Origin of the sequence: Lewinella sp. LCG006 (genome assembly GCF_040784935.1) — a bacterium.
GTDB lineage: Bacteria > Bacteroidota > Bacteroidia > Chitinophagales > Saprospiraceae > Lewinella.
On sequence record NZ_CP160680.1, the window covers coordinates 5203700 to 5226357 of the forward strand.

The following is a 22658-nucleotide window of genomic DNA, read 5'->3' on the forward strand; positions in this document are numbered from 1 at the left end:
CGGCAATACAAGATCCTTTATGAAATATACCTTTGGAATGGAGCAGCAGAAATGCTGGTCCATTTTTTTATGCTACTTAGCTGGAATTTAAGGCTGAATGCATGTGTGGTGGTTTAATTTCAAGAATAGTGAATATAATTTATCTTAGAATGTTCTTTGACTTGCTGAACGCTGTAACTTCATGAAGGTGCGCTCGCATAGCTTTGGCCGCAGCTTCGCTATCTCTGTTGATGATGTGCTCCAGAATCTGCTCGTGTTCATGGTAGACTTTTAGCTCTGAATTATCATCACATACTTTGTACTGTATAAAGTTGTTGACGATATCCGGTGTGATAATCAGCATAAGGGACTTTAGCACCGCATTCTTGCTGGCTTCAGCAATTTTCAGGTGAAAAAGCAAATCCTCCTCTACCGCCTGTTTACCCGCACGAACTTTCTTCTCGTAAGCAGCTAATGCTTTATTCAACTCAATAATGTCTTCGGGCGTTCTACGTTCTGCTGCGAGTTCGGCCGCATTTACCTCCAGAATTACCCTGGTTTCCACTAAGGAAGAGAAATCACTCTTCTCTAGTTTCAAAACATCGGTGATTAGGCCCTCTAGGGCCGTGATGCCAATACCAGCCACCACCGTTCCACTCTGAGGCAGGGTCTTAAGGATACCATAGAACTCTAGCTTTTGAATCGCATCGCGTATGTTAGAGCGACTTACAGCTAGTTTCTCAGCAAGTTTTCGCTCCGCTGGAAGACGATCCCCTGGCGCTAGCTGTCCCGAGGATATCAGTGATCGAATCTGTTTAATAATCTTATCGACAGGCGTCTCAACACGGATTTCACTGAAATTTTCAAGCATAAGAGGTTGTTTCAGAATCGCTAAATTGGTTGACCAATTAATTGGTTGACCAAAACTACGATAATATTTCTTACTCGGAAATATTTTTTGGTAAAAAAAAGAAAATAGTAGTATAAATATGGCTTATCGGTAGAGAAGGGGCTTTAAATACGGTTTTTGTGTTCGCTGGCGCTCACGGTTGTGCTCACTGCGTTCGCGGTGGTGTTCTCCCGATAAATCGGGATCACGGGGGTGCTCGTTTCACTCGCGGTAGTGTTCGCTAGCGCTCAAGGATCTAAAAAACCGCGAACGCAGTGAGCACCCGGGCACCGGGTGAACACCTCCGTTCGCGTAGCGAACACTACCGCGAATCCCGAGGAATCGGGATGAGTACCTAATACTTCGCTGCTTCCCCCTTGGGCATACTCTCCAATATGAAATTCCGCAGATGGTCATTAGCAGCTTGGAGGTCTTCTAATCGGAGGTACATCATGTGGCCGCTGCGGTAGCCTTGGAACCGGAGACGATCTTGCAGTTTGCCACTAGGATCCAATTGCCACATCATGTATTTGGCACTGAAGTAGGTGGTGGCGCCATCGTAATAGCCAGATTGAAACATGACGTTGAGGTAGGGGTTTTCAGCCATGGCTTTACGCAAATTATCACGGACATTGTTCTTCTGAAAATCCCAGGGGCGGACCGGCCCAAACATATTGTATTTCAAATCCGTCTTGAAGCCCAGCTCTTCCCGCAGGTAATAATTAATGGCTGGCGTGAAGGAGTGCAACCAGGAAGTAAGCTCTGCACTATAATCTGGCTTATCACCTGCCTCACTACGATCAATACCCAGATAGCGGGAATCCAGACGACCAATGGTGTAGCCCTTTTCGTTTCTCAGCAGTTCTTTCCAGAAATACTGGGTAGGTACATCCAAATTATGCTGCATAATTACTTCCGCCGAGATGCCTGCGTACTCAGCCATCTTGTTTGCAATGACTTGCTTTTCCTCCAAAGGCAGGAAGCCTCCCCGAGCGAGTGCTGGCATGAGGGTGCCAATGGCAAATTCTTCCGAGGCCGGTAGTATATCCAGCAAATCTTGCTGTTGTAAATGATCAGGAAGTTGTTTGTGGTACCAAGCGGCAGCTGTAAAGTAAGGGAAATCTATTGCCGACGACACAGGGCTATCTGAAGCAGAAGCCTGATAATCGGCCGGGGAAACCAAGACTACACCATTGAGGTACATCCACTGTTTTTCCTGTAAAGCCAGGGCCAAGCCTGCTACTCTGGTACCCCCGTAGCTTTCTCCAATGATGTACTTGGGGGAGCGCCAGCGTTCTTTTCGTGTGACGAAGGTCGTGAGCCATTCCGACAGGTAGTCAATGTCGGCATTGACCCCAAAAAACTGTTCCCGCTTGATTTCTTTACCACTCATCGGGATGGTGCGAGAGTAACCAGTGTTCACTGGATTAACGTATACAATATCGGCGATGTCCAATATAGAGTAGGGGTTTTCGTGGGTGCCATAAGGCTGTATAGGGTAGCCTTCTTCATCGATGTTCAACACCTGCGGGCCCGTATAGGCCACATGCATCCACACGGAACCCGAACCTGGGCCTCCATTAAAGGAAATAAGAAGTGGTCGATTGCCTCTGTCCGCTATTCCATTTCTGGTGTAATACGTATAATGTAAGGTCGCTATGGGTTCCCCCAATTCATCCCAAACGGGTTGCATCCCGATGGTGGCGGTATAATCAACTTTTTGACCACGAATGGTGGTGCTGTGTTGGGTGACAACCATGGTGTCAATCGGTAAATGGCGATGTTGGGCAAAGACAAGACCTTGAATAAGGAACAAGCCAAGCAGTAGCAAGTAGAGGTTTTTCATAACTAGAATTGGTTGTGGTGATAAGACGGGTTAAGATACGGAAAGATGATAAACCTTTGACTGCTCCTCGGTGAATGTCTATAGTACAACAAAGCTACGCTTTACTGATAGGCTGGTGTGTTTGTAAAAAAGCCAGTACCTCCGTTGGTTCATCCGTCAGACACATCAGGTCGTGGTAGGTTTTGCCAAAGGACAGCTGCCGCAAAAGAGGGTAGAGCATGGTTTCAATTTCGTACCGCTCCCGTCCCAGGAAAACCATTGGACTGTAATAGTTGAAGGTTGCGTAATGGTTCTGGGCAGCATCCATAAATATCTCCTGGGTGGTGCCTGCACTTCCCGGCGCATACACAATACCGTAAAGTGCTACGGCCAAAAGCGTATCTTCTCGAATGCTATTGGAGAAATATTTGGCAATATGGCTGGCAAAGAGATTGCTGGGTTCATGACCATAAAACCAGGTAGGAATCGCCAGGTTGTCCTGTCCTTCCGGGTAAGCGGCAAGTACGGCGAGTGCCGTTTCGTGGTATCCCTCGTCTGTATAATGGGGAGCTTCTTTGAGTATATCCAAGGCTTTGTCAACCGCACTAGCGGGTTGGCCGGCTAGGTATGCACCCAGGTTGGCTGCCTCCATGATGCCAGGGCCGCCACCCGAAGCGACAAAGTAGCCATGTTCACCGAGCAGCTTGGCTGTAACAACCGTTTTATGATAACAGGAAGCTGTTCGAGCCATGCTATGGCCTCCCATGATAGCGACACACCGACGGTCGGTCATCCCCTGATCATCAAATTTTAGCAGTTTCCGTAAGGAATTATCGATCGCATGGTCGTGGATACGTTGCCAGAGGGCTTCGTTGATCGTGGGGTTGAAGCGTTGGGTACTGAAATGATCGTAAACGCGGAGGTCGTGACTTTGGTCGTTGACGGTCTTACAAAGTTCTTGCCAGGTATACAGTTGGGTACGGAAAGGATCGTAGGGCAAATCTTCAGGAGCGTGGTAGATGTTGGCCCCTTTTTTGCGGAGCAGCATCTCATCGTCCAGGCTCATCTGGCAGCCAAGAAAAAGTGTATTCTTGATCTTGAAATTTCCCCAATCCAGTTTTAATGGCCTGAAATCCAGGGCCTGCACGGTGCAGTTGACCAAAGAATGGCCGTTTTTCAGTAGTCCTTCAAAAGTGCTGATCTGGTTGATGATCTGTTCCTCTGAAGCGATAAACTTAGGGCGTTGGAAGGTCATGCGTGAGGCTTACTTAGTTGTTGGTGAATTTGAAATACCTGGCGGATAAGGGAATGCTGGCCATCGTTGTGGATGACAAAGTCAGCAAGTGCTACCTTTTTTTCTTCTGGCCATTGTTTGTCCATCCGGGCTTTTACTTGTTCTTCCCGCAGCCCGTCACGTTCCATTACCCTTTGAATACGCAGGGCTTCTGGTGCTGTGACCGTGATAATTTGATCAAGAAGTTGGTAGATGCCGCTTTCGTAGAGAAGGGCCGCCTCGCGGAGCGTGTAGGGCGTATCCTGATGTTGTTCATCCCAACGAATCCCGTCTTCTCTGACGGAAGGGTGTACAATGCTGTTGAGGATGTCGAGTTGTTCCTGATTGTTAAAAACAAGCTCTGCCAGATAGGCGCGATCCAGTGTCCCTTGTTCCGTGTAGGTCTTTTCGCCAAAAGCGTCTTTCAATGCGGCTATGAGCTGGGGGGCGTTTCCCATCAACCATTTTGCTCGATCATCAGCGTAATAAACGGGGATGCCTAGGCTTGCAAAAATTTGGCAGACAGTTGTTTTTCCACTTCCTATACCCCCGGTGATGCCAATTCGTAACGTCATAAATTAGTACTTATTCGGCTGTAATTTATAAATTCTAACCTGTAACCAGGTTATTCTGCAAGGCAAAAACCAAAAGCTCCGAAGAAGAACGCAGGTTGAGTTTTTTGAGAATATTCTTACGGTGGGTATAAACGGTATGGGTGCTGAGGTGGAGTTCTGCAGCAATTTCTTTGGCGACCAGCCCTTTGGCAATCAAACTAACGATCTCTATTTCACGAGGACTCAGCAGTGTGATGTCCGGACTTCCCTGGGAGGCAGACCTTTCGAGCAAGTAATCCAACACCTTTGCACAAAAGAATTTTTCTTTGCGGACAGCTGCCAGGAGTGCGTCTTTTACTTCTTGTTCATTACAAGCTTTGGTAATAAAGGTTTTTACACCATTCTCCAAAAGGCGCAAAATCTGGTGCGGGCGATCATCATCGGTGATGATCAAAAGTTGGATTTCTGGATGATTTTTGATGATGTGGTGCACGGTATTGGCACTAAAGCGTGGCGCATGGTCGTAATCAATGACCAAGATGTTGGGCTGGTGCTCCTTAAGCTGTACAAATAATTCTTGCTCATTGGTCGCTTCAAACAATAGCGATAACCCCTCGTTCTGAGCGAGAAGGTGTTTGATACCTGACCTCGACAGTAGCTGTGGGTCTGCAATAGCTATGGTTGTACTTACTTCCATGGAATGGTAATGCTGTGCGAAGATAAATGAGGGAGCCTGGTTTACAAAATTTATTTAGACTTAATTTAAATAAGAGGATTGGCAGATTCCAGTAAAATTTATCTCAGGTATAACTATTTACTTTTTCTTTAGTTCAATAAAAAGCTCATTCCCCAGACGGGGTGGGATAGAGTGAGGCGTGATTTGCATGGTGAGTATATCGAAATGGGTAGCAAATAATGGTTGATACACCGCTTTCGTTCCTCCAAAAGGAGGCCCCTCGAAGGGAAATTCACGGGCAAATAATACGCCTGCCAAGGTGCCTTGATCGGTCAGTAAATCAGCGGCTTTGGCTACGTATTGAGGGCGTAGCTTAGGATCAATAGCACAGAAGAAGGTTTGCTCTAGCAATAAGTCAAATGGGGTAGGGGGCTTGAGCTCAAAAAAATCCCCTACCAGTAGATGTTCCTCTGGAAAATCTGGTGCCTGCTGGCGTAGATGGTTAAAGGCACTTGGTGCCCAATCGCAAACAAACACTTGCTCATAACCCTGTTGATGAAGATAAAGCGCCTCATAGGCCCTGCCAGCACCCGGGATCAATATGCGAGTTGTCCGATCACTAACATTTTCCAAATAATGAGTCAATGGGGGAGAAGCTTCGCCTATGTCCCAACCTGTCTGTTGGCCTTGCCAGCGCGTTTCCCAGTATGCTGCATCTAAGATATTCATATATACAGGTTACTTGCACTTTTTTCAAAGTCGGAATTGGGAAGTCAGAAGTCGGAAGTATTAGGAGTTGCTAGTAGTATTCGATACCATAGTTTGCAAAACCATCAAATAATCTTGAACACTGCCTCAAACAACCCTTGCGTGCCCCATTACTTCCGACTTCCGACTTTCGCTTTCAGACTTTTGTAAGCCTTACCCCCCCACTTACCACTTGTAAGTAAGCCCTAAACTTGGTAGAATCGGCAACTGATTAACCCGATTGTTGGTAACCCGGTCCACGTAAAATACATTGGCACGATCATAAGCATTGGTAACACTGATTACCGCTTCCAATCCGCCGTAGCGGCCAAATGTCCAATTGCGCTTCAGTGAGAAATCCAATCGGTGGAAGTAAGACAACCGGCCTCCATTAAGTTCATCATCCAATAGAATATCGAGGTTGTAGTTACCCGTCAAGAAGTTGACCAAAACAGGGTTTTGCTGAACTGGTACATTCTGATAGAAGCCTTGCGTTTCGGTGAATGGGAATCCAGACCCCAAATTCCAGCGGACACCAAGCTCCCAGTTTTTATTTTCTCCTAGCAAATAGCTGGCCAGGAAGTTGGCGTTGTGGCGACGGTCAAAATTGGTAGGGTATTCCTGAAAACCGTCATCGCGTCGCACGTGGCCGTAGCTGTAGGTACTCCATACGTAGAGGCGATCTCTTTCGTACTTCAGCGAGAAGTCAATCCCGTAGGCATAACCCGTTTCCGTTGTAAAGTCCGGGTCGGAAGCACTAAGTTTATTACGGTTAATCGCAATCAACTGGGTAAAGCCTTTGTAATAACCTTCGACATTGGTGGTGATATAGTCCCCGAAGTCCAATTCAAAACCAGCGACACCGTGGAAAGCTTTTTGCAGCCGGTCGTCGGTTTTTTCAGTAGAGTTAGGTTTGAATATCGCTTCTTCTGGTCCGGCCAGGAAGCCAACAAAGAAGTTGACAATATCCAGGTCGTTGACGGTACTGATCAGGTTTTGGGAATACAAACCAGCGGCTCCTTTGAAACGCAGAAAATCCGTTACGTTCCACTTCAAACCCAGGCGAGGCTCTGGAGATACGGCATTTTGTGAAGCGTAGTACTGAACGCGGAAACCAGGTTCCAGAATCAAATTTCCTATCTTCTGCTTGTACTTCATGTAGGCAGAAAGCTCCGTGGTGAAATCCAGCTGCTTGAACCGAATACCAATGAGGTTGGTAAACTGAAAATCGGTGTTGAAACCATTGAACTCAAAACCGTAGTTCAGCTGGCTGTTACGGCCGAAATACGCAAAATTCAACAAGGCATTGTACGTTGTGATGCCGCTGCTACGGGGTGCTCCATCTGCTTCCTGCAAGCCAATATTGTAATCCGAGTAGCTCAGCGTACCATTCATGATGATGTTGCTATTGAGCGGGATCAGAATAAAGTTGGCACCACCACCACTGTTGTCCCAGTTGAGGTCAGCAATGTTAGGTACTTTAAAGCCATCCGTAAAATTGAAGCCGAAAAGGTCCAGCTTGCTACCGTTGCCTCCGTTGATGGAAAGCTTGCCGTATACGTCGGTGTAGTTGAAAGGAAGGCCAATGTCTTCAGGGCGTAGATTCAGAGAATCGCCAGCAAATGCGTAGTAATTAGGATCCACTGCATAAGCGTACAATTGCTTGGAAGTCTGATCCAGGTATGAGTGCTTACCCGTCAGCATGAAGCTGATACTGTTGCCGGTATTGGGGTCTAATTTTTTGATCGGGCCTTCAATCAGGGCTTTCGCCTGAAAAGGGCTGGCCGATACCAGACCACTCAAGCGCCGCTGGTTACCCGTACGGGTTTTGATGTCTACTACTGCCGACACCCGGCCACCGTATTCGGCATTAAAACCACCGGTGAGTACGTCTACACTACGTACCGTCTCTGTCTCAAAAACAGAGAAAAAGCCAATGGAGTGGAAAGGATTATAGATGGTTACCCCATCCAGTAAAATCTTGTTTTGTACTGGCGATCCACCCCGAATATATACTTGTCCACCCTGGTCACCAGAAGAAACGATACCCGGAATAACGGTAAGGTACTGCGCAATATCAGCTTCACCACCCGTAGAAGGTAAAGCCCTGATATCGTTGGCAGAAACCGTAATTTTAGACACCTGGGTATCAGAACGAGCTTGCTCGCGGTCGGCAGAAACGTTAACGGTAGAGAGGTTGACCGCTTCCGTAGACAGATAAATTCTTACGTATTCAATGCTATTTTTGACCTCTACTTCTACTTCCTTGGTGCCAAAGCCAGTATAAGAAACCTGCAATTTATAGGTGCCAGGCTCGAGGTTGGAAAAGGAAAAGAAACCATCAAGGTCGGTGGTCGTTCCTCGTTCGGTACCTTCAATCAAAACGGTACCATAAATAATGGACTCACCGCTTTCTTCATCAAAAACATTGCCTCGGATGATACCCGTTTGGGCAAAAGCCAGGAACGAAAAGGCACAAAACAACAGGAGGGTAAATAACTTCTTCAAAATGTGGTCTGTTTCAATCTGTTTCAATAAGTCAATCGGGGCAGTGTCCCCCATTATTAGGGATCGCTGTTTTCAACGGCGCAAAGATAAAATGATTTCTGGCAATCTAAACGAATGCTTGGTCGGGTATCGGTCATTTTCTGGAAAGCTTGGTGCTTTGCACTGGATGGCCTCCGTTTTGCAATGAAATTTTCTCAAGGGCGTTATTTATAACTTTCCAAATACCCAAGCCCTTCTCGTCCCAGACTACCAAAATACAGATGCCCGCCCCATTCCTGGACACTGCTGATCTGAGAAAACTTGCCCTCAGGATCTTGAATGTTATACACCACTTCTCCCTGGCGGTTGATGCCCAAAACGCCAGCATGCGTAGCAGGTGCAGGTTGTAACCACGTGGGTAAGCGGGCGATAACTTTCCTCAAAAAGGGACGCTCCGATAAATTATCCAGCAGTGCATTGCGCGGACTGATCATCGCCAACCAGAAAATACCATCACTGCCCCTGCTAATACCATCAGGAAAGGCAGGCAAGCCCTGGATAAACGTGTCCACTTTTCCTTTTTCCTCTCCTTTAAGGTAATACCTCAATGTACGGTAGCTGCTGGTTTCATTGACCAAAACGAAGGAAGTGTCTTCGGCTACAGCAATGCCATTGGCAAAGTAGAGCTTATCCATCAGTAGGGTAGTTGTGTTGGTCAGGGGATCATATACGTACAGTTTGCCCACTGGCAAGTGCTCCAAAATATCCAGTTTGTAAGATTCAATGGCCCAACGATCCGAGGCATCAGAAAAGTAGACCTTCCCATCGGGGCCCACTTCCAGATCATCGGTGAAACCAAAAGTTTTTCCCGCGTAGCTATTGACCAATGTTTCTAACTTTCCATTAGCATTGAGTCGTAATAAACCTTTACGGGCATCGGCAATATAGAGATTGCCCGCCTGGTCAAAATCTAAGCCCAGTGGTCGACCACCCGTGTTGACCAGCTCTACCGGCTCCGCTTGTGGGCTGTCGTACCTCAATATCCTGCCGTCTACCGCTGCACCGTACACCCGGCCACTAGAATCAACGGCCACATCTTCACATTCGGGACAACTAAGATGAAGCACCTCCACTGCTTGCAGCCGAGTATTGGACGCAAAGATGCCCGTATACCCAGGATTGTCGGGTGCTGCCCAAACTTCTGGCTGCAAAGGAATCGGCCAGAAAAAGAGATAGAGCAAAAGGACTGCAATAATACCTAAGCTGATTTTTAGGAATGGTCTCATGGTGAGGTGGTTGTTGGATGTGGAAAATGAAGTTAACATTATTGTGGCAAACAATGTAGGAATCCCCGCTTTGACTTTTTTAGCCACGAAGCCACAAAAGCACAAAATAGCACGGAATATTTTTTTGTGTATTTTGGTGTTCCTGCCTGCAAGGCCAGCTTGTTGGCAGGCAGGTTGGAGCTTTTGTGGCTATTCTTGTTTCCTTCCGCAAGCCTATGAGCGCAGCTAATCTCCGCGAAAATCCGTCTGATCCGTTTCATCCGTGTTCTATCCTGTTAAGGAAGAGCCCACCGATTTCTTATCTTTGGGTTTGAAAAAAAATAATCTGCGCATGAGCTACCTCAAATGGTTTTTGATTGTAATAGTCATCCTTTTGTTAGGCGGATATTGGTACGCCCAACCGTTGCTCAAAGTAGGTGCGGGATACGCGGCCAAAATGGCTTGTTCCTGCCATTATCTTCAGGGGCGTAGTTTGGATAATATCAAAGCGGAGGACCTCAATTTTTCTGCGCTCAAATTCATCAAACTTACGCACGACCAAGCAAAGGACGAGGTGGCAGCCTCCTTCTTTGGACTAATTACCCAACGAGCCAAATTTATCAAAGGTAGAGGCTGTGTACTGATTGCTGATGAAAATGTTCCGCTACCTCCCGAGGTGCCTGTTCCTGCAATGGCGGGTATCGTGACGCCCCTTCCTGTTTATGATACCTTGCCGCAAGGGCTCAATGCTGATGCGCTTGCGCAGGCGGTAACCAATGCTTTTGCCCCTTTGCCAGGTGGAGGGACGCGTGGAATAGTGATATTGCACGATGGTCATTTGGTGCACGAAAAATATGCACCGGGCTTTACCGAAGCTACCCCCTTATTGGGCTGGTCAATGACAAAAAGTATCACCAACGCCCTGGTAGGAATTATGGTAAAAAACGGCAAATTGACATTGCAACAAGATCACCTCTTTTCTGAATGGGAGGACGATGAACGCGCCAACATTACCGTCGAAAACCTCTTACACATGAACAGTGGCCTGGAGTGGAATGAGGCTTACGGTGGAGTTTCCGACGCCACAACGATGTTATACAAGCAACCTGATATGGCCGCCTATACCCGGACTAAACCCTTGCTGTTTGAACCCAATACCACTTGGGTCTATTCTTCTGGTACGACCAATCTTCTAAGTGATTTGGTGCGACAGACACTTGGGAATGATCCAGCTTATCGTAGTTTGGTCCGCGATAGCTTATTCCTTCCTATCGGTATGCACTCGGCACAAATCGATACCGACCAATCGGGCACCTTCGTCGGTTCCAGTTACTGCTGGGCCACCGCCCGCGATTGGGCCCGCTTTGGTCAGCTCTACCTACAGGATGGGCAATGGGATGGGTACCCAATACTTCCTGCGGGCTGGGTAGATTTTTCACGACAAGTTGCTGCTGGTTCGGAAGGTGTCTACGGTGCCCAAGTATGGCTCCCCGATCCCGAAGAGCTAAGTGAGGTACCCGAGGATCTTTTCATGTTTCGCGGCTTCCAGGACCAACGCATTGTTATCATCCCATCACGGAAGGTCGTCATGGTGCGCTTGGGGATGAACGAGGACAAGACCTTTGCCTTGAATAAATTTATCCATGAGGTTTTGGCGGCTTTGCCGGAGTAAGAACAACGCTGTTAAAACGCTGGAATTTTCACCCCTTCCACCTCCGTCAAGGCCCTGAAATGAGCGGCAACCTTTTCCAAAACCTGCTCGCCAGAACGGTTGATGATCGACCGGCCATCAATGCTTTCTACCCGCGTCAACTCGCCCATGGTGCCCGTGGTGAACACCTCGTCTGCCGTGTAAAACTCCGTGAGCGAAAGCCGCTTTTCGGCGTGAGGGATACCGTGCTGTTCGCACAAGCGTAAAATCGTACGGCGGGTAATGCCTGGTAGACAATAATCAGCATGTGGCGTAAGAACGACGCCTTTACGGATGCAAAAAACATTGACGCCATTGGCCTCAGCTACATAGCCATCGGTGTCGAGCATCAGGCCCGCATCAGCACCCGCATAGTTGGCCTCGATTTTTGCGAGGATGTTATTAAGAAGGTTGTTATGGTGGATCTTGCTATCCAGGTGCATGGGCGAATTACGCCGTACAGAGCTGGTTGCCAACTTGATGGAAGGCGGATAAACAGGTGGCTTCCATTCTGCCAATACGATCAGCGTACACCCATACTGATTGAGGCGAGGGTCCATCCCCGAAGTGATCTTCCGCCCTCTGGTGAGTGTCAGTCGAATATGTACGCCATCGCGCATCTGGTTGGCCCGCAAAGTTTGAAAGATGGCGTCGGTGATAAAATCGTTGTCCGGAATGGCTTTAAAGTCTAGCGCATGCGCCGAAAGCTGTAGTCGTTCCAGGTGTTGCTCCAGGTGAAAAACCCTGCCGTCATAAACCCGTATTCCTTCCCACACCGCATCTCCTCCCTGTACAACACTATCGAAGACACTCACCTTTGCATCATCCCGATGCACCAGGGCACCGTCTACATAAACAATGATATTTTCGTTCTTTGGATTGAGTTGTTGAAGCATTTTTAAATGATTGGTTTGTTTTTTTTGTAAAAACTTTTTCAAAGTCGGAGGTAGGGATTTAAAGTCGGAGGTCGGAAGTGGGAATTCGGAAATATTTGAAGTACCTATTGGCGTGCTCGCCTCCTTCTCTTCGTGTGTCTCGTTACTTCCGACTTCCCACTTCCGCTTTCCGACTTCTAAGATCGGCATTCGGAAATATTTGAAGTACCTAGTGGCGTACTCTCCTTCAATTTTTCGTGTGTCTGGCTATTTCCGACTTCCCACTTCCGCTTTCCGACTTCTAAGATCGGCATTCGGAAATATTTGAAGTACCTACTGGCGTGCTCGTCTCCTTCTCTTCGCGTGTCTCGTTACTTCCGACTTCCGACTTCCGCTTTCCGACTTCTAAGATCGGCATTCGGAAATATTTGAAGTACCTACTGGCGTGCTCGCCTCCTTCTCTTCGTGTGTCTCGTTACTTCCGACTTCCGACTTCCGCTTTCCGACTTCTAAGATCGGCATTCGGAAATATTTGAAGTACCTACTGGCGTGCTCGCCTCCTTCTCTTCGTGTGTCTCGTTACTTCCGACTTCCCACTTCCGCTTTCCGACTTCCCTAAAACCTCCCCTCCTGATTATACAATTCCTCCTCTAGCAGCAATGCTTCTTCCCCAATGTTTTTCCAATCTATATAGCGTTCCAACTCGTAATTATCGAGACGATTGTGGTAAAAATAGAGGACTTTGAAGCTTGCGCTAACGATCCGCTCTTTCTTGTCGAAATACAGCGGGTTAGAGACGTGGAAATTCCCCAAGTGGTTGATACCATCCTGAAGAATGAAATCTACCGATTCGTGAATTTCTGGAGAAAGTTTTATCTGTTCGAGGCGTTCCATCACCAGCAGGCGGTTCCTCAATTGATTGATCACATCGCCGAGGGCAGGCTTGGGAAAGACAAATTCTTCTGCCGGTAGTCTTAAAATACCGTACAAGTCCAACTGAGGATTTTGGTGCTCTAAAAGCCTAAAGGCGGCAAAAGCTACCAGGTGGCTGGTTAAAACGATGTTGTCTTTGTGGTAGCGTTCAACGATACGATCCCCCAGCAGATTGGTGTATTCTGCTTCACGTTGGAGGTCTTTGTTGATATGACCTTTAGCATTCACGAAATATTCTTCTACCTCAATTTTTCTGCCGTGCTGATCATAACTATTGCCGTGTTCATCTACCGGATTGCCGAGGACATCCATGGGCTGACCAAAGGAAAGCGTGATGTTATTGCCTTTAGAGAATAATTTCCACACAAACTGTAAGACCCGAAACGGGCTGTAGGAGCTATCCTTGGTCTTAAGGTATTGCTCTTTACCAATTTGGCGGAGGTGCTGCTCGATGAGAAACTCCGCTTCCAAAACAAAATGATAACCCAACACCAAGGGGACGATAAAGACTTTCTCCTTACGGCCTTCCTGATAGATGGTTCGCTGTGCCTCCACCGTTGTACCCAGCAAGCCCAGTTTTAATTTTTCTTCCAGTTTGCCAGAGCGCGACCGTGTTCCACCCGGAAAGAATAAACTATTGACGCCACGTTTGATAGAAAGCATACTCATCGCCTTGAGGGTCTCCAGGTAGATGCCATTTTTTTTGCGTCGATCTACCCGGTAAGCACCAAGGCGATTCATGAAGTAAGCGGTATACCCCGTATTGTAGAGGTTGAGGCCGGCTCCGTAACTGAAGGAGGGCAAGCCCATGTAGGTGTCCATCGCATAGCCCACCAGGATAGAGTCCAGGTTGCTGAAGTGGGTAGGTACTACCACTACCGTTCCATGCTTGAAGAGCTGCCGGACTTTTTCTACCTCACCCGTGATCGCAAGTTTTTCAGTAAGTCGATGCTCCTTTCCCCATAAACCACGAATGGATCTGACCGCTGCCGTATTCAATAAGCGGGTGAAAAAGAAGGTCAAAAAACGACGGGCAAAGAGAAACGTTTTTATTCTGAATGTCCCCACAATCTCTTCAGCGTACCGGAGGATAATCTGCTGTAAATGCTCTCGGTTAATTTGGTCAACTTCCTCCGGTTTGTGGTCCATAGCCAGACGGATGTGCCGGTGGCTGAGGCGACGCCAAAATTGTTTTTCCTTAGGAGGATCCACCTTCCAGGGTTCTTCCTTGAGGCGGATGCGCTCAGTGTAGATGGTTTTAGAAATGAGATCCCTGGTTTTGGCGGGAGATTGCTGCATCAATCGTTCTAGGGTGTATTCCTCAATTTGTTGTACAAAGGCACGACGATCCTCGCTAAGTTGGTAGATCGGCCAGTCTTCAATACTATCAATGACTGGAGGGAGGGTGGTGCTGCTCAGTTTGCTCATAGTTCTATACGCTCAAGTGTTTCTTCGATAACTTGTAAGATTTCATCACGTCCTACTCGGGTATTGGAACTGGAAGGAATGCCAGGCGGAAGTTCTTCCCAATATTCTAGTAGAGCCTTAGTGATCGCTTCAATATTAGCATTAAGTTCGTGAGGTTTTGTCCGGTCAGTTTTGGTGTAAACGATGATAAATGGTACGCCGATTTCTCCCAGCCAATTGATAAAGTCTATATCTACTTTCTGAGGCCCAATGTTGCCGTCGAGTAAAACGAAAACACATTGGACACTCATCCTTTCCTTAAAGTAAAAATCCATCATCAGGCGCCATTGCTTACGCAGTTTTTTAGAAACCCTGGCGTAGCCGTAACCTGGTAAATCTACCAGGTACCAACTGTCGTTGATGAGGTAATAATTCAAATGCTGGGTTTTGCCCGGAACATTGGAAATTCGCGCCAAATCTTTACGCTCCGTAAGCATATTGATGAGCGATGATTTCCCTACATTCGAACGCCCAATAAAGGCGAACTCTGGCTTCCCATCTTGAGGGGCCAGGCGTTGTTCTGGAAAACTTCCCTTAAATTCTATTTCGTTAATGACCATCTTAATATTATACTATATACGAAAGACAAACATAAGCATTTTTTCCCCACAAGCCTGAAAAGACAGCTCAGAAGGAAAGTCACCTAAACAAATAAACAATAACACTGTTGGTTGACAAATGCTATGCTATTAAACAGCTAACTTTAGCTCGACAACTAAGTGGTTTTACTTCGTGTATCCCTCGTAGTAGGGCTTTGCCCAAACACTTCAATCGGTATAGCCACCTATTATAATCAACTAAATACAAAAATAGAATGCAGCAATTTTTACCTAAAAAATTTCGGTCATTTTGCACGCCAAGTGCTTTTTGCAGGTCAATAACCTTGATGCTTGCTTTGGGCATGATGACTTTTGTGTCAGCACAAAGCTACCCAGGCTGTGATGATATCCGCTATCGTACGGATGTTTTTGCGGAGGTGCAGGCTACTCTAGGATTATCTTATGGCTCGGGTACCACTATCGCTGGCAACAGCCAGGAGTTATTTTTGGATGTGTACGAACCTGTTGGTGATGTCCAGGAAATTCGTCCCGTAATCATTCTCGCTTTTGGTGGGAGTTTCATTTCTGGCGAGCGTGGCGACCTGGCTGGCCTTTGCGAGTCTTACGCTCGTCGTGGATTTGTGGCAGTAAGTATTGATTACCGTTTATACGATCTGCCCCTGATCCCTTTTCCCACTTCTGACGAAATGAAGGAAGTGGTCGTGAAATCGATTTCCGATTTCAAAGCTGCGATTCGTTATATGCGGGAAGATGCCGCTACGACGAATACTTTCCGGATTGATCCGGATATGATCTTCGTCGGTGGCGTGTCTGCAGGTGCTATTGCGGCGGCTCATACTGCAGTATTGGATGAAACCGATAACATTGACGCTTTTCTACTCGGACTGATCGAAGCCAACGGTGGTTTTACGGGCAACTCCAGCGATAATATTGAATATTCTAATGAAGTACAGGGATACGTGAATTTGTCTGGTGCCCTAAACGATGCTTCCTGGATGGACGAGAATGATCCCCCCTTTGTGAGTGTACACGACGATATGGATATTGTCGTGCCCTACAACACCGGATTTGCGAGCCTGCTTGGCGTTCAGATCGTTTACCTGGAGGGCAGTCGCCAGCTTCAACTCAAAGCTGATAGCCTTGATATTCCCAATCGCCTGATGACCATCGAGAACAGTTTTGAACACGTAGGTTATTTCGGTACCGCCGAAAGCTATTTGGCAACCTTGGATTTCACGACCGAATTTTTGCAAGACTTGATGTGTGAGCAATTAGTAGGTACCAATGAACAGCCTAAGGCACTAAGTGGTATCCGCAATTTCCCCAACCCGGCTACCGATCGTATCCAGGTCACTCATCCTGAAGGATTAAGCCTCGACCTCAGCCTTTTCAATAGTATGGGACAACGGGTCATGCATCAGCAAAATACCAATGAATTGATGGTAGGAGCTTTGCCTGCGGGTATTTATTGGCTACAAGTAGAGGACGCTACTACCCGCGCCAGTACGGTACAGAAGGTGGTCGTGAAGTAACATCGACCCCTAAGGTATAAATGCATGAATGTATTTATACCTTAGGGTTGGGCCACACCAGCTAATGCCTCGGGCACTAGTAGCGCTGTATTAGGTAGAGACGCAACGTGTCACTTCTCTACCTAATGCAATGCTCTCATATCTTGTCGTGATTCACCTTGGGCACCTTTTTTTTTCAGTCCTACGGTGCCGTGAAAACCAAAAACCTTGGTATCTGTGGTGGTAAATATCACCTCCCTTATCACCATATCCCTTCCAAAGGATACACCTCCAAGCGTTGAATACCCATGCCTTCTTCCTCCTTAAAGAATCGGATCATCGTAAAATCTTCGCTGGGAAAAAAGACGTCAGTAATTGCCGTCAGCCCATCATCGGCAATCAGCTCTACGGAGCTGACATCAAAGATCAGGTGCATGTTGACCAATACCCCCTCCAGTTGCTTAGGGGCATAGTGAATGCTTGGCGCAAACTTTTCCGAAAAGTCGAGCTTACCAGATTTGGTGCGATCACTGAAGTAGGCTTTTGCATCAGCATCATAACCCACACGGTAGACCTCTCCTTTGCTATTGCTTAATTCAAACCCAAAACTGCCCGTATTGCTAGTGGCTACTTCTAAAATAATCTCTAGTTGCTGTGGCGAAACGCCTAAATCTTGTGGATTGCCGGGGCTAGCGGTGATGTCTACCTCGTGTTGTTCGCCGCGGAGGGTTCGCAGTTCTTCGACGAAATTTTGAAACAAACGCGGGCCCATGGCGGTCTCTTTTACTTGGAATTGGCGAGGCAGTGTCATTGCACTCCGCCAAAGCGCGGTAGGCACCACTTGGGCATAATCCCAGTTGCTCATCCAGCCCATAAAGATCCGGCTAGCGTCCTCCTGGGGCAAATCCGACCAGGTGACCCCAGCGTAATTGTCGCGGCCGTAATCTACCCAGGATGCTGCTACACCAGTGCTGTCCTTTTTGGCTTGTCGCGCCATTTCCGCCCCAAACTCAGGATCCAAACGGAAACGCAATCCATCAAAATCACCAATAAAGTACTGGGTAGCCGAGCCACCATTAGGCCCACCAGGATTAATACTCACCAGTAATACCCACTTGCGAGCACCTGTGCCGCTAATGGTCACCGGAAACAAATCGGGGCATTCCCAGACGCCGCCGTGAGCACCTCTGTTTTTACCAAATTGGCTGAGATAACGCCAAGCCTTCAAGTCTTTAGAAGTGTAAAACATCACTTGATCTTGGGCGGCCAATACCATTACCCATTGGTCGTTATCCGCATCCCAGATGACTTTTGGGTCGCGAAAATCCCGTATACCAGGGTTGGGTACTACCGGATTGTTCTCGTATTTCGTCCACGTCCTCCCGCGGTCATTACTGTAGGCAATAGCCTGGCTTTGGAAGTCGATGGCACCACTTTTTTCTCCTTCAGGATCATGGTAAGTAAAGATGGCCACCAGCGGAGGTTCGCCATCTTTACTAAAGCCACTGGTATTGTCCCAGTCGACTACCGCACTGCCAGAGAAAATATAGCCCTTCTCATCAGGAGCTATCGCAATGGGCAAATGCTCCCAATGCGTTAAATCCTTACTCACGGCGTGCCCCCAGTGCATCGGGCCCCAAACGGTACTATCTGGATAATATTGGTAAAAAAGATGGTATTCATCATCAAAAAAGACCATCCCGTTGGGGTCATTCATCCATTGGGTAGGAGGGGAGAAGTGCAGTTGCGGACGGTGCTGCTCCTGGTAGGTGGGGCCTGTATTGGCATCCGTTATACCTTCTTTTTTGCAGGTTGTTAGAAAAGTGATTGCCAAGAAAAGTGTCAAGAGTTTCTGAATGTGCATATTATCTAGCGATTGTTTTTTTTTGCTCGCTGCGCTCGCGGTGGTGTTCATCCCGATGCTCGGGATTCACGGTGGTGCTCGCTTCGCTCGCGGGTTTTAGGATCATGTTTAGGATTGACTATCGCCGACTCCCTCGGTTCCCGAAAGATTGAATATTCCCCTTTTCAGCACCCAAAAACCGCGAACGCAGTAAGCACCCCCCACGAGTCCCGAGGAATCGGGACGAGTACCCCCGCGAACGCAGTGAGCACCTCACTCCGTCAGCTGCTTCTGCAATTCCTCCAACGATACCCCCTTCGTTTCAGGCATCATAAAATGAACAAAGAGCAATTGAAGTACCATGCAAAAAGCAAAGAATCCAAATACCGTTGCTGCTGAAAAAGCGTTCAGTATGGGCAGTGTAATCATGGTAATGGTAGCCGCAAACACCCAGTGGGTACCCGAGCCCCAAGCCATTCCGAAATCGCGTACCTGATTGGGGAAAATCTCGGAAATGAACACCCAAATTACGGCTCCTTGCCCTACAGCGTGAGCCGCAATGAATCCACAAACCATTGCTACCACCCAGCCACCTGTAGCTCCTGTAGCAAAGGCGTAAGCCACTAGTGAAAGGAAAGTGATGTAGCCAATGGAGCCAATGTACATCAACGATTTACGCCCCATGCGGTCGATAAGGTAAAGTCCCACGAAAGTGAAAAGAAAATTGATCAAACCTAACCAAATACTGGCAGCACGGGCGGTATCTGCACTCATACCTGCTTCTTCGATGATACGTGTGGCATAGTAAAGCACAAAATTGATACCCGAAAGCTGGTTGAACATGGCCAGTAGGAAGGCCAGCAAAATGGGCCAGCGATGTTGGGCAGAAAAGAAAGCTACACGGTGGGTTTTACGTTCTTCCGTTTCTCGTGAGTCATCAATAATTTGTAATTGCGCTTCTATTTCTCGCTCCGAGGAGAAGATGTTGGCGAGCACCTCTCTTGCGCCTTGCCGGTCGCCTTTGGTCAGCAACAACCAGCGCGGACTTTCGGCGATGGTCAATACCACCATACTGTAAATTAGTGCTGGCAGGGCTTCAATACCCAGCATCCACCGCCAGGATATCGACGGTTCCATGTATCTGCCAATCAACCAATTGGAAAGGAAGGCAATAAGTATTCCTAAGACGATATTGAACTGGTAGAGCGCTACCAATTTGCCGCGATTTTCCCGTGGAGCTATTTCTGAAATATAAATGGGTGCAGCTACGGAAGAAGCACCTACCCCTAGCCCCCCTAAAAAGCGGAAGAAAGAAAAGACATAAGGATCGGTAGCCATTCCCGAACCCAAAGCGGAAACGAGATAGAAGATACCTATCCAAAATAAGGTTTTCTTGCGACCAAATCGCTTGGTTGGAAAACCGCCAAAAAGCGCACCGATCACCGTACCCCACAGTGCCATCGACATGATAAAGGTACTGTGAAACCAGTCGCTCGTTTGCCATAAGGCTTGAATGGGTTTATCGGCTCCGTTGATAACAATGGTATCAAAACCAAATAAAAATCCTGCAAGGGCCACGGTGATGGACCACAAAATAACTTTGTTGTTCTTCATTATGTTTTATAAGTAGCTTGCTTCTTTGGGGCAGGATTCCTCTGTTTGAAAAAATACCAGGTATTGCGCAGAAAATAAACTGCGATTTTTCTCAGGTTTTTCAAATAGTTAAAACGCTTTAAATGAAGCGCTTATTCAACTATTGTGAAAAACAAAATCGCTTTTTATTTTCGTGCTGTTCTTAAGAGGAATTGGCAATAATTAAACCCAAGATACAACCGTTTTACGAAAGTGCAAGTCTTTACGCCATAACCACGTTATCTTTACACCCGGGTGGTTTTTTCTTGGAATTTACTTTTCTAAATACACTCGCTCATGACTACGGCCGCCATGACGGAATCAGAACTAATTGACGCCTGCCTTGAAAATGATCGCCTGGCTCAGAAAGAGCTATATGATCGTTATTCGCGGGCAATGTATACTGCTGCTTACCGAATTACTTCTGACTTCGAACTCGCTAATGATGTGCTCCAGGAGGCATTTGTGAAAATCTTTCGCCATTTGGCTGGTTTTCGCAGAGAATCTACCCTCGGAGCCTGGATAAAAACCATCGTCGTACGAACAGCCCTGTCTCGGATGCGTCGGGAAATTCGCATGGAAACACTGGAGGATTATCACCAGCAAGATCAAATTGTAGACTGGGGTCATCATTTGGATGCCGATTACCTGGAAAAAGCCATACAAGCCCTACCCAGCGGCTATCGTTCGGTATTTGTAATGATTGAAGTGGAAGGATATTCCCACAAAGAAGTAGCCGATATGCTGGATATTTCGGTGGGGACTTCGAAATCTCAGCTGTTTTACGCGAAGAAAAAATTGCGGAAATCATTGGAGAAATACCGTTAGGAGGCTTAATTACTTATAATCACTTTTTATCATGTCTGGATTCGAAAAGAATAGAGATTCCCTCAAGAAAGCACTGGATCAACTGCCGAGTTTCGACCCTCCTGCCGGGATATGGGATCAGATTGAGTCGGATTTGAACAAACCTTACGTGCCTGACGAAGGAGTACTTCACGAGGCCATTCAGCAATTGCCTGCCTATACTCCACCGGTTACGGTATGGAACAAGCTGGCGCAACAGCTAGACACTGAGCACCAGGTTCGCCAATTAAGAGTGGTTCGCCAGCGCCAAGTCTTGCAGTGGGCTGCAGCAATAGCCCTCCTTTTGATGGCAGGATACGCCATTTTGCGGGAGCCTGGCCCCAAGGTACAGCTACAATACGCCCAGGAGACCGTCCAACAATTTCAAACCGATATTGACTGGAATGCCGACGAAAGTATCTTTTCGCAATTGGAAGATCAATTGGTACAGGTCAACGACCCGGCCATCAACAAGTTGCGCTTTGAGTACGAAGAACTCAGTACGGCCCATGAAGATGTAGCCGCTATGCTTAAGTCTTATGGCCGCGATCCGCAACTCATCCGGCAAATGGCCGATATTGAGCGCGAAAGAAGCGATATTTACCGTCAAATCATTGAAGCTATTTAATTGATGCAAAGATTATTCCTGATATTCCTGGGGAGCCTGTTGATGTCTAGCCTGAGCGCCCAAGAGGTGGTACAGGTAGTCACCAAGGTCATTGAAAAGACCTTCAATTACCAGGATGGCTATGAGGTCAATGTAGAAGGCCAAAAAGCAGAGATTTTTGTAGAGACCTGGGATAAACGACAGGTAGGCTTGCGCCTGGAAATTTCGGCCAAGCATCCTCAAAAAGCCACCGCTGAAGCTGATCTGGAAACCGTCAACTTTGTTGCAGAACGCATAAAAAACAAAATTTATCTACGCAATTATCGATTTGGTGGAGCTGAACAAACCGAGTCGGTACTCTCTGTTACTTATTACATTACGCTACCGGAAGACTGCCCTGTTTACGTGAAAAATTACTTTGGTGCTGCCAATATCTCCAACCTCACCAATCGCTTGCGCATCTTCGGCGAGTACAGTCAGATCGACATCGACAATGTCAAAGGGCTGCTCGATATCCGCACCCGTTTTGGGGATGTCGTCGGTGAAAAAATCGACGGCAACGTCACCATCAACGCTCGCCGCTCTGATGTGACCCTGTATGATATAGCAGGCAACTACCAGATCAATGCCCAATACGGCATCCTCAAACTCCAACCTGGAGCTGGCCTCTTAGGCTTGGATATCAGCGCCGAAAAATCGGAAGTCTACCTCTACGGCGACCAGCCCGAGCTTTTTGGTTACACGCTCACCGCTACTCACGGCAAGGTACTTACTCCCGAAAACTTGCGTCTACTTGCGCTTGAAAATACGCCCGAAGTACAGAAAGTACAATTCAAACCTACCCGCAAAGAAACCTATCCTGCGATCACCGTCAGCGTCACTTTCGGTGATGTTCATTTAGAGAAAATTCCTTCTGAGGGCTTGAGGTATTAGGGAATGGGCTTGCAGGTCTTTTATTTCGGTTTTTTAACCACCAAAGGGACTTGAGGGGAAATACTT

At 47.3% G+C, this 22658-nt stretch carries 18 protein-coding genes; 5 read left to right on the top strand and 13 right to left on the bottom strand.

What is annotated here, in order from left to right; all coding sequences use genetic code 11:
- Nucleotides 1-139: 139 nt before the first annotated feature.
- From AB0L18_RS18675 to AB0L18_RS18710, 8 genes are all read right to left on the bottom strand, one after another.
- Nucleotides 140-850 carry a FadR/GntR family transcriptional regulator gene (locus AB0L18_RS18675; RefSeq protein WP_367388831.1) on the bottom strand — a complete coding sequence of 237 codons (711 nt, stop codon included), beginning with the start codon at nucleotides 848-850 and terminating at the stop codon, nucleotides 140-142.
- 373 nt (nucleotides 851-1223) lie between these two features.
- On the bottom strand, nucleotides 1224-2714 hold the full coding sequence (locus AB0L18_RS18680; protein ID WP_367388832.1) for a S10 family peptidase: 1491 nt from the start codon (nucleotides 2712-2714) through the stop codon (nucleotides 1224-1226).
- Between the two features lie 94 nt (nucleotides 2715-2808).
- Nucleotides 2809-3948: an LOG family protein gene (locus AB0L18_RS18685; RefSeq protein ID WP_367388833.1), complete on the bottom strand. Its 1140-nt coding sequence runs from the start codon at nucleotides 3946-3948 to the stop codon at nucleotides 2809-2811.
- Nucleotides 3945-4541 carry a dephospho-CoA kinase gene (coaE, locus tag AB0L18_RS18690; protein WP_367388834.1) on the bottom strand — a complete coding sequence of 199 codons (597 nt, stop codon included), beginning with the start codon at nucleotides 4539-4541 and terminating at the stop codon, nucleotides 3945-3947. Before coaE ends, AB0L18_RS18685 begins: the two co-directional genes overlap by 4 nt.
- A 34-nt stretch (nucleotides 4542-4575) precedes the next feature.
- On the bottom strand, nucleotides 4576-5217 hold the full coding sequence (locus AB0L18_RS18695; protein ID WP_367388835.1) for a response regulator transcription factor: 642 nt from the start codon (nucleotides 5215-5217) through the stop codon (nucleotides 4576-4578).
- 117 nt (nucleotides 5218-5334) lie between these two features.
- Complete coding sequence (locus AB0L18_RS18700; protein ID WP_367388836.1) at nucleotides 5335-5925, bottom strand: SAM-dependent methyltransferase; 591 nt, start codon at nucleotides 5923-5925, stop codon at nucleotides 5335-5337.
- Between the two features lie 204 nt (nucleotides 5926-6129).
- Nucleotides 6130-8451 (bottom strand): carboxypeptidase-like regulatory domain-containing protein, encoded by a 2322-nt coding sequence (locus AB0L18_RS18705; protein WP_367388837.1) that lies wholly within the window; start codon nucleotides 8449-8451, stop codon nucleotides 6130-6132.
- A 203-nt stretch (nucleotides 8452-8654) separates the two neighbouring features.
- Entirely contained in the window at nucleotides 8655-9716 is a 1062-nt protein-coding gene (locus AB0L18_RS18710) for an SMP-30/gluconolactonase/LRE family protein (protein ID WP_367388838.1), read from the bottom strand.
- A gap of 331 nt (nucleotides 9717-10047) precedes the next feature.
- On the opposite strand from AB0L18_RS18710, the gene AB0L18_RS18715 reads away from it, so the two are divergent.
- Nucleotides 10048-11367, top strand: coding sequence for a serine hydrolase domain-containing protein (locus AB0L18_RS18715; protein WP_367388839.1), 1320 nt, complete (start codon nucleotides 10048-10050; stop codon nucleotides 11365-11367).
- Between the two features lie 11 nt (nucleotides 11368-11378).
- Here AB0L18_RS18715 and AB0L18_RS18720 read toward each other — a convergent pair whose 3' ends face one another.
- The 3 genes from AB0L18_RS18720 to yihA form a co-directional block, all read right to left on the bottom strand.
- The gene (locus AB0L18_RS18720) at nucleotides 11379-12281 is read right to left on the bottom strand and encodes an aminotransferase class IV (protein WP_367388840.1); all 903 of its coding nucleotides are present in this window, start codon (nucleotides 12279-12281) and stop codon (nucleotides 11379-11381) included.
- A gap of 594 nt (nucleotides 12282-12875) precedes the next feature.
- Nucleotides 12876-14621: a 1-acyl-sn-glycerol-3-phosphate acyltransferase gene (locus tag AB0L18_RS18725; protein ID WP_367388841.1), complete on the bottom strand. Its 1746-nt coding sequence runs from the start codon at nucleotides 14619-14621 to the stop codon at nucleotides 12876-12878.
- Nucleotides 14618-15220, bottom strand: coding sequence for a ribosome biogenesis GTP-binding protein YihA/YsxC (gene yihA, locus AB0L18_RS18730; RefSeq protein WP_367388842.1), 603 nt, complete (start codon nucleotides 15218-15220; stop codon nucleotides 14618-14620). Before yihA ends, AB0L18_RS18725 begins: the two co-directional genes overlap by 4 nt.
- 326 nt (nucleotides 15221-15546) lie before the next feature.
- Here yihA and AB0L18_RS18735 point away from each other — a divergent pair, with 326 nt between their 5' ends.
- The gene (locus AB0L18_RS18735) at nucleotides 15547-16752 is read left to right on the top strand and encodes a T9SS type A sorting domain-containing protein (protein ID WP_367393166.1); all 1206 of its coding nucleotides are present in this window, start codon (nucleotides 15547-15549) and stop codon (nucleotides 16750-16752) included.
- A gap of 241 nt (nucleotides 16753-16993) precedes the next feature.
- On the opposite strand, the gene AB0L18_RS18740 is transcribed toward AB0L18_RS18735, so the two are convergent.
- Together AB0L18_RS18740 and AB0L18_RS18745 are read right to left on the bottom strand one after the other, a co-directional pair.
- Nucleotides 16994-18595, bottom strand: coding sequence for a glycoside hydrolase family 32 protein (locus AB0L18_RS18740; RefSeq protein WP_367388843.1), 1602 nt, complete (start codon nucleotides 18593-18595; stop codon nucleotides 16994-16996).
- A gap of 252 nt (nucleotides 18596-18847) precedes the next feature.
- On the bottom strand, nucleotides 18848-20188 hold the full coding sequence (locus AB0L18_RS18745) for a sugar porter family MFS transporter (protein ID WP_367388844.1): 1341 nt from the start codon (nucleotides 20186-20188) through the stop codon (nucleotides 18848-18850).
- 315 nt (nucleotides 20189-20503) lie between these two features.
- On the opposite strand from AB0L18_RS18745, the gene AB0L18_RS18750 reads away from it, so the two are divergent.
- From AB0L18_RS18750 to AB0L18_RS18760, 3 genes are read left to right on the top strand one after another with little or no spacing between them, the layout of a single operon-like run.
- On the top strand, nucleotides 20504-21034 hold the full coding sequence (locus AB0L18_RS18750) for an RNA polymerase sigma factor (protein WP_367388845.1): 531 nt from the start codon (nucleotides 20504-20506) through the stop codon (nucleotides 21032-21034).
- 31 nt (nucleotides 21035-21065) lie between these two features.
- Nucleotides 21066-21680, top strand: coding sequence for a hypothetical protein (locus AB0L18_RS18755; protein ID WP_367388846.1), 615 nt, complete (start codon nucleotides 21066-21068; stop codon nucleotides 21678-21680).
- A 3-nt stretch (nucleotides 21681-21683) separates the two neighbouring features.
- Complete coding sequence (locus AB0L18_RS18760; RefSeq protein WP_367388847.1) at nucleotides 21684-22592, top strand: hypothetical protein; 909 nt, start codon at nucleotides 21684-21686, stop codon at nucleotides 22590-22592.
- The last annotated feature ends 66 nt before the right edge of the window (nucleotides 22593-22658 follow it).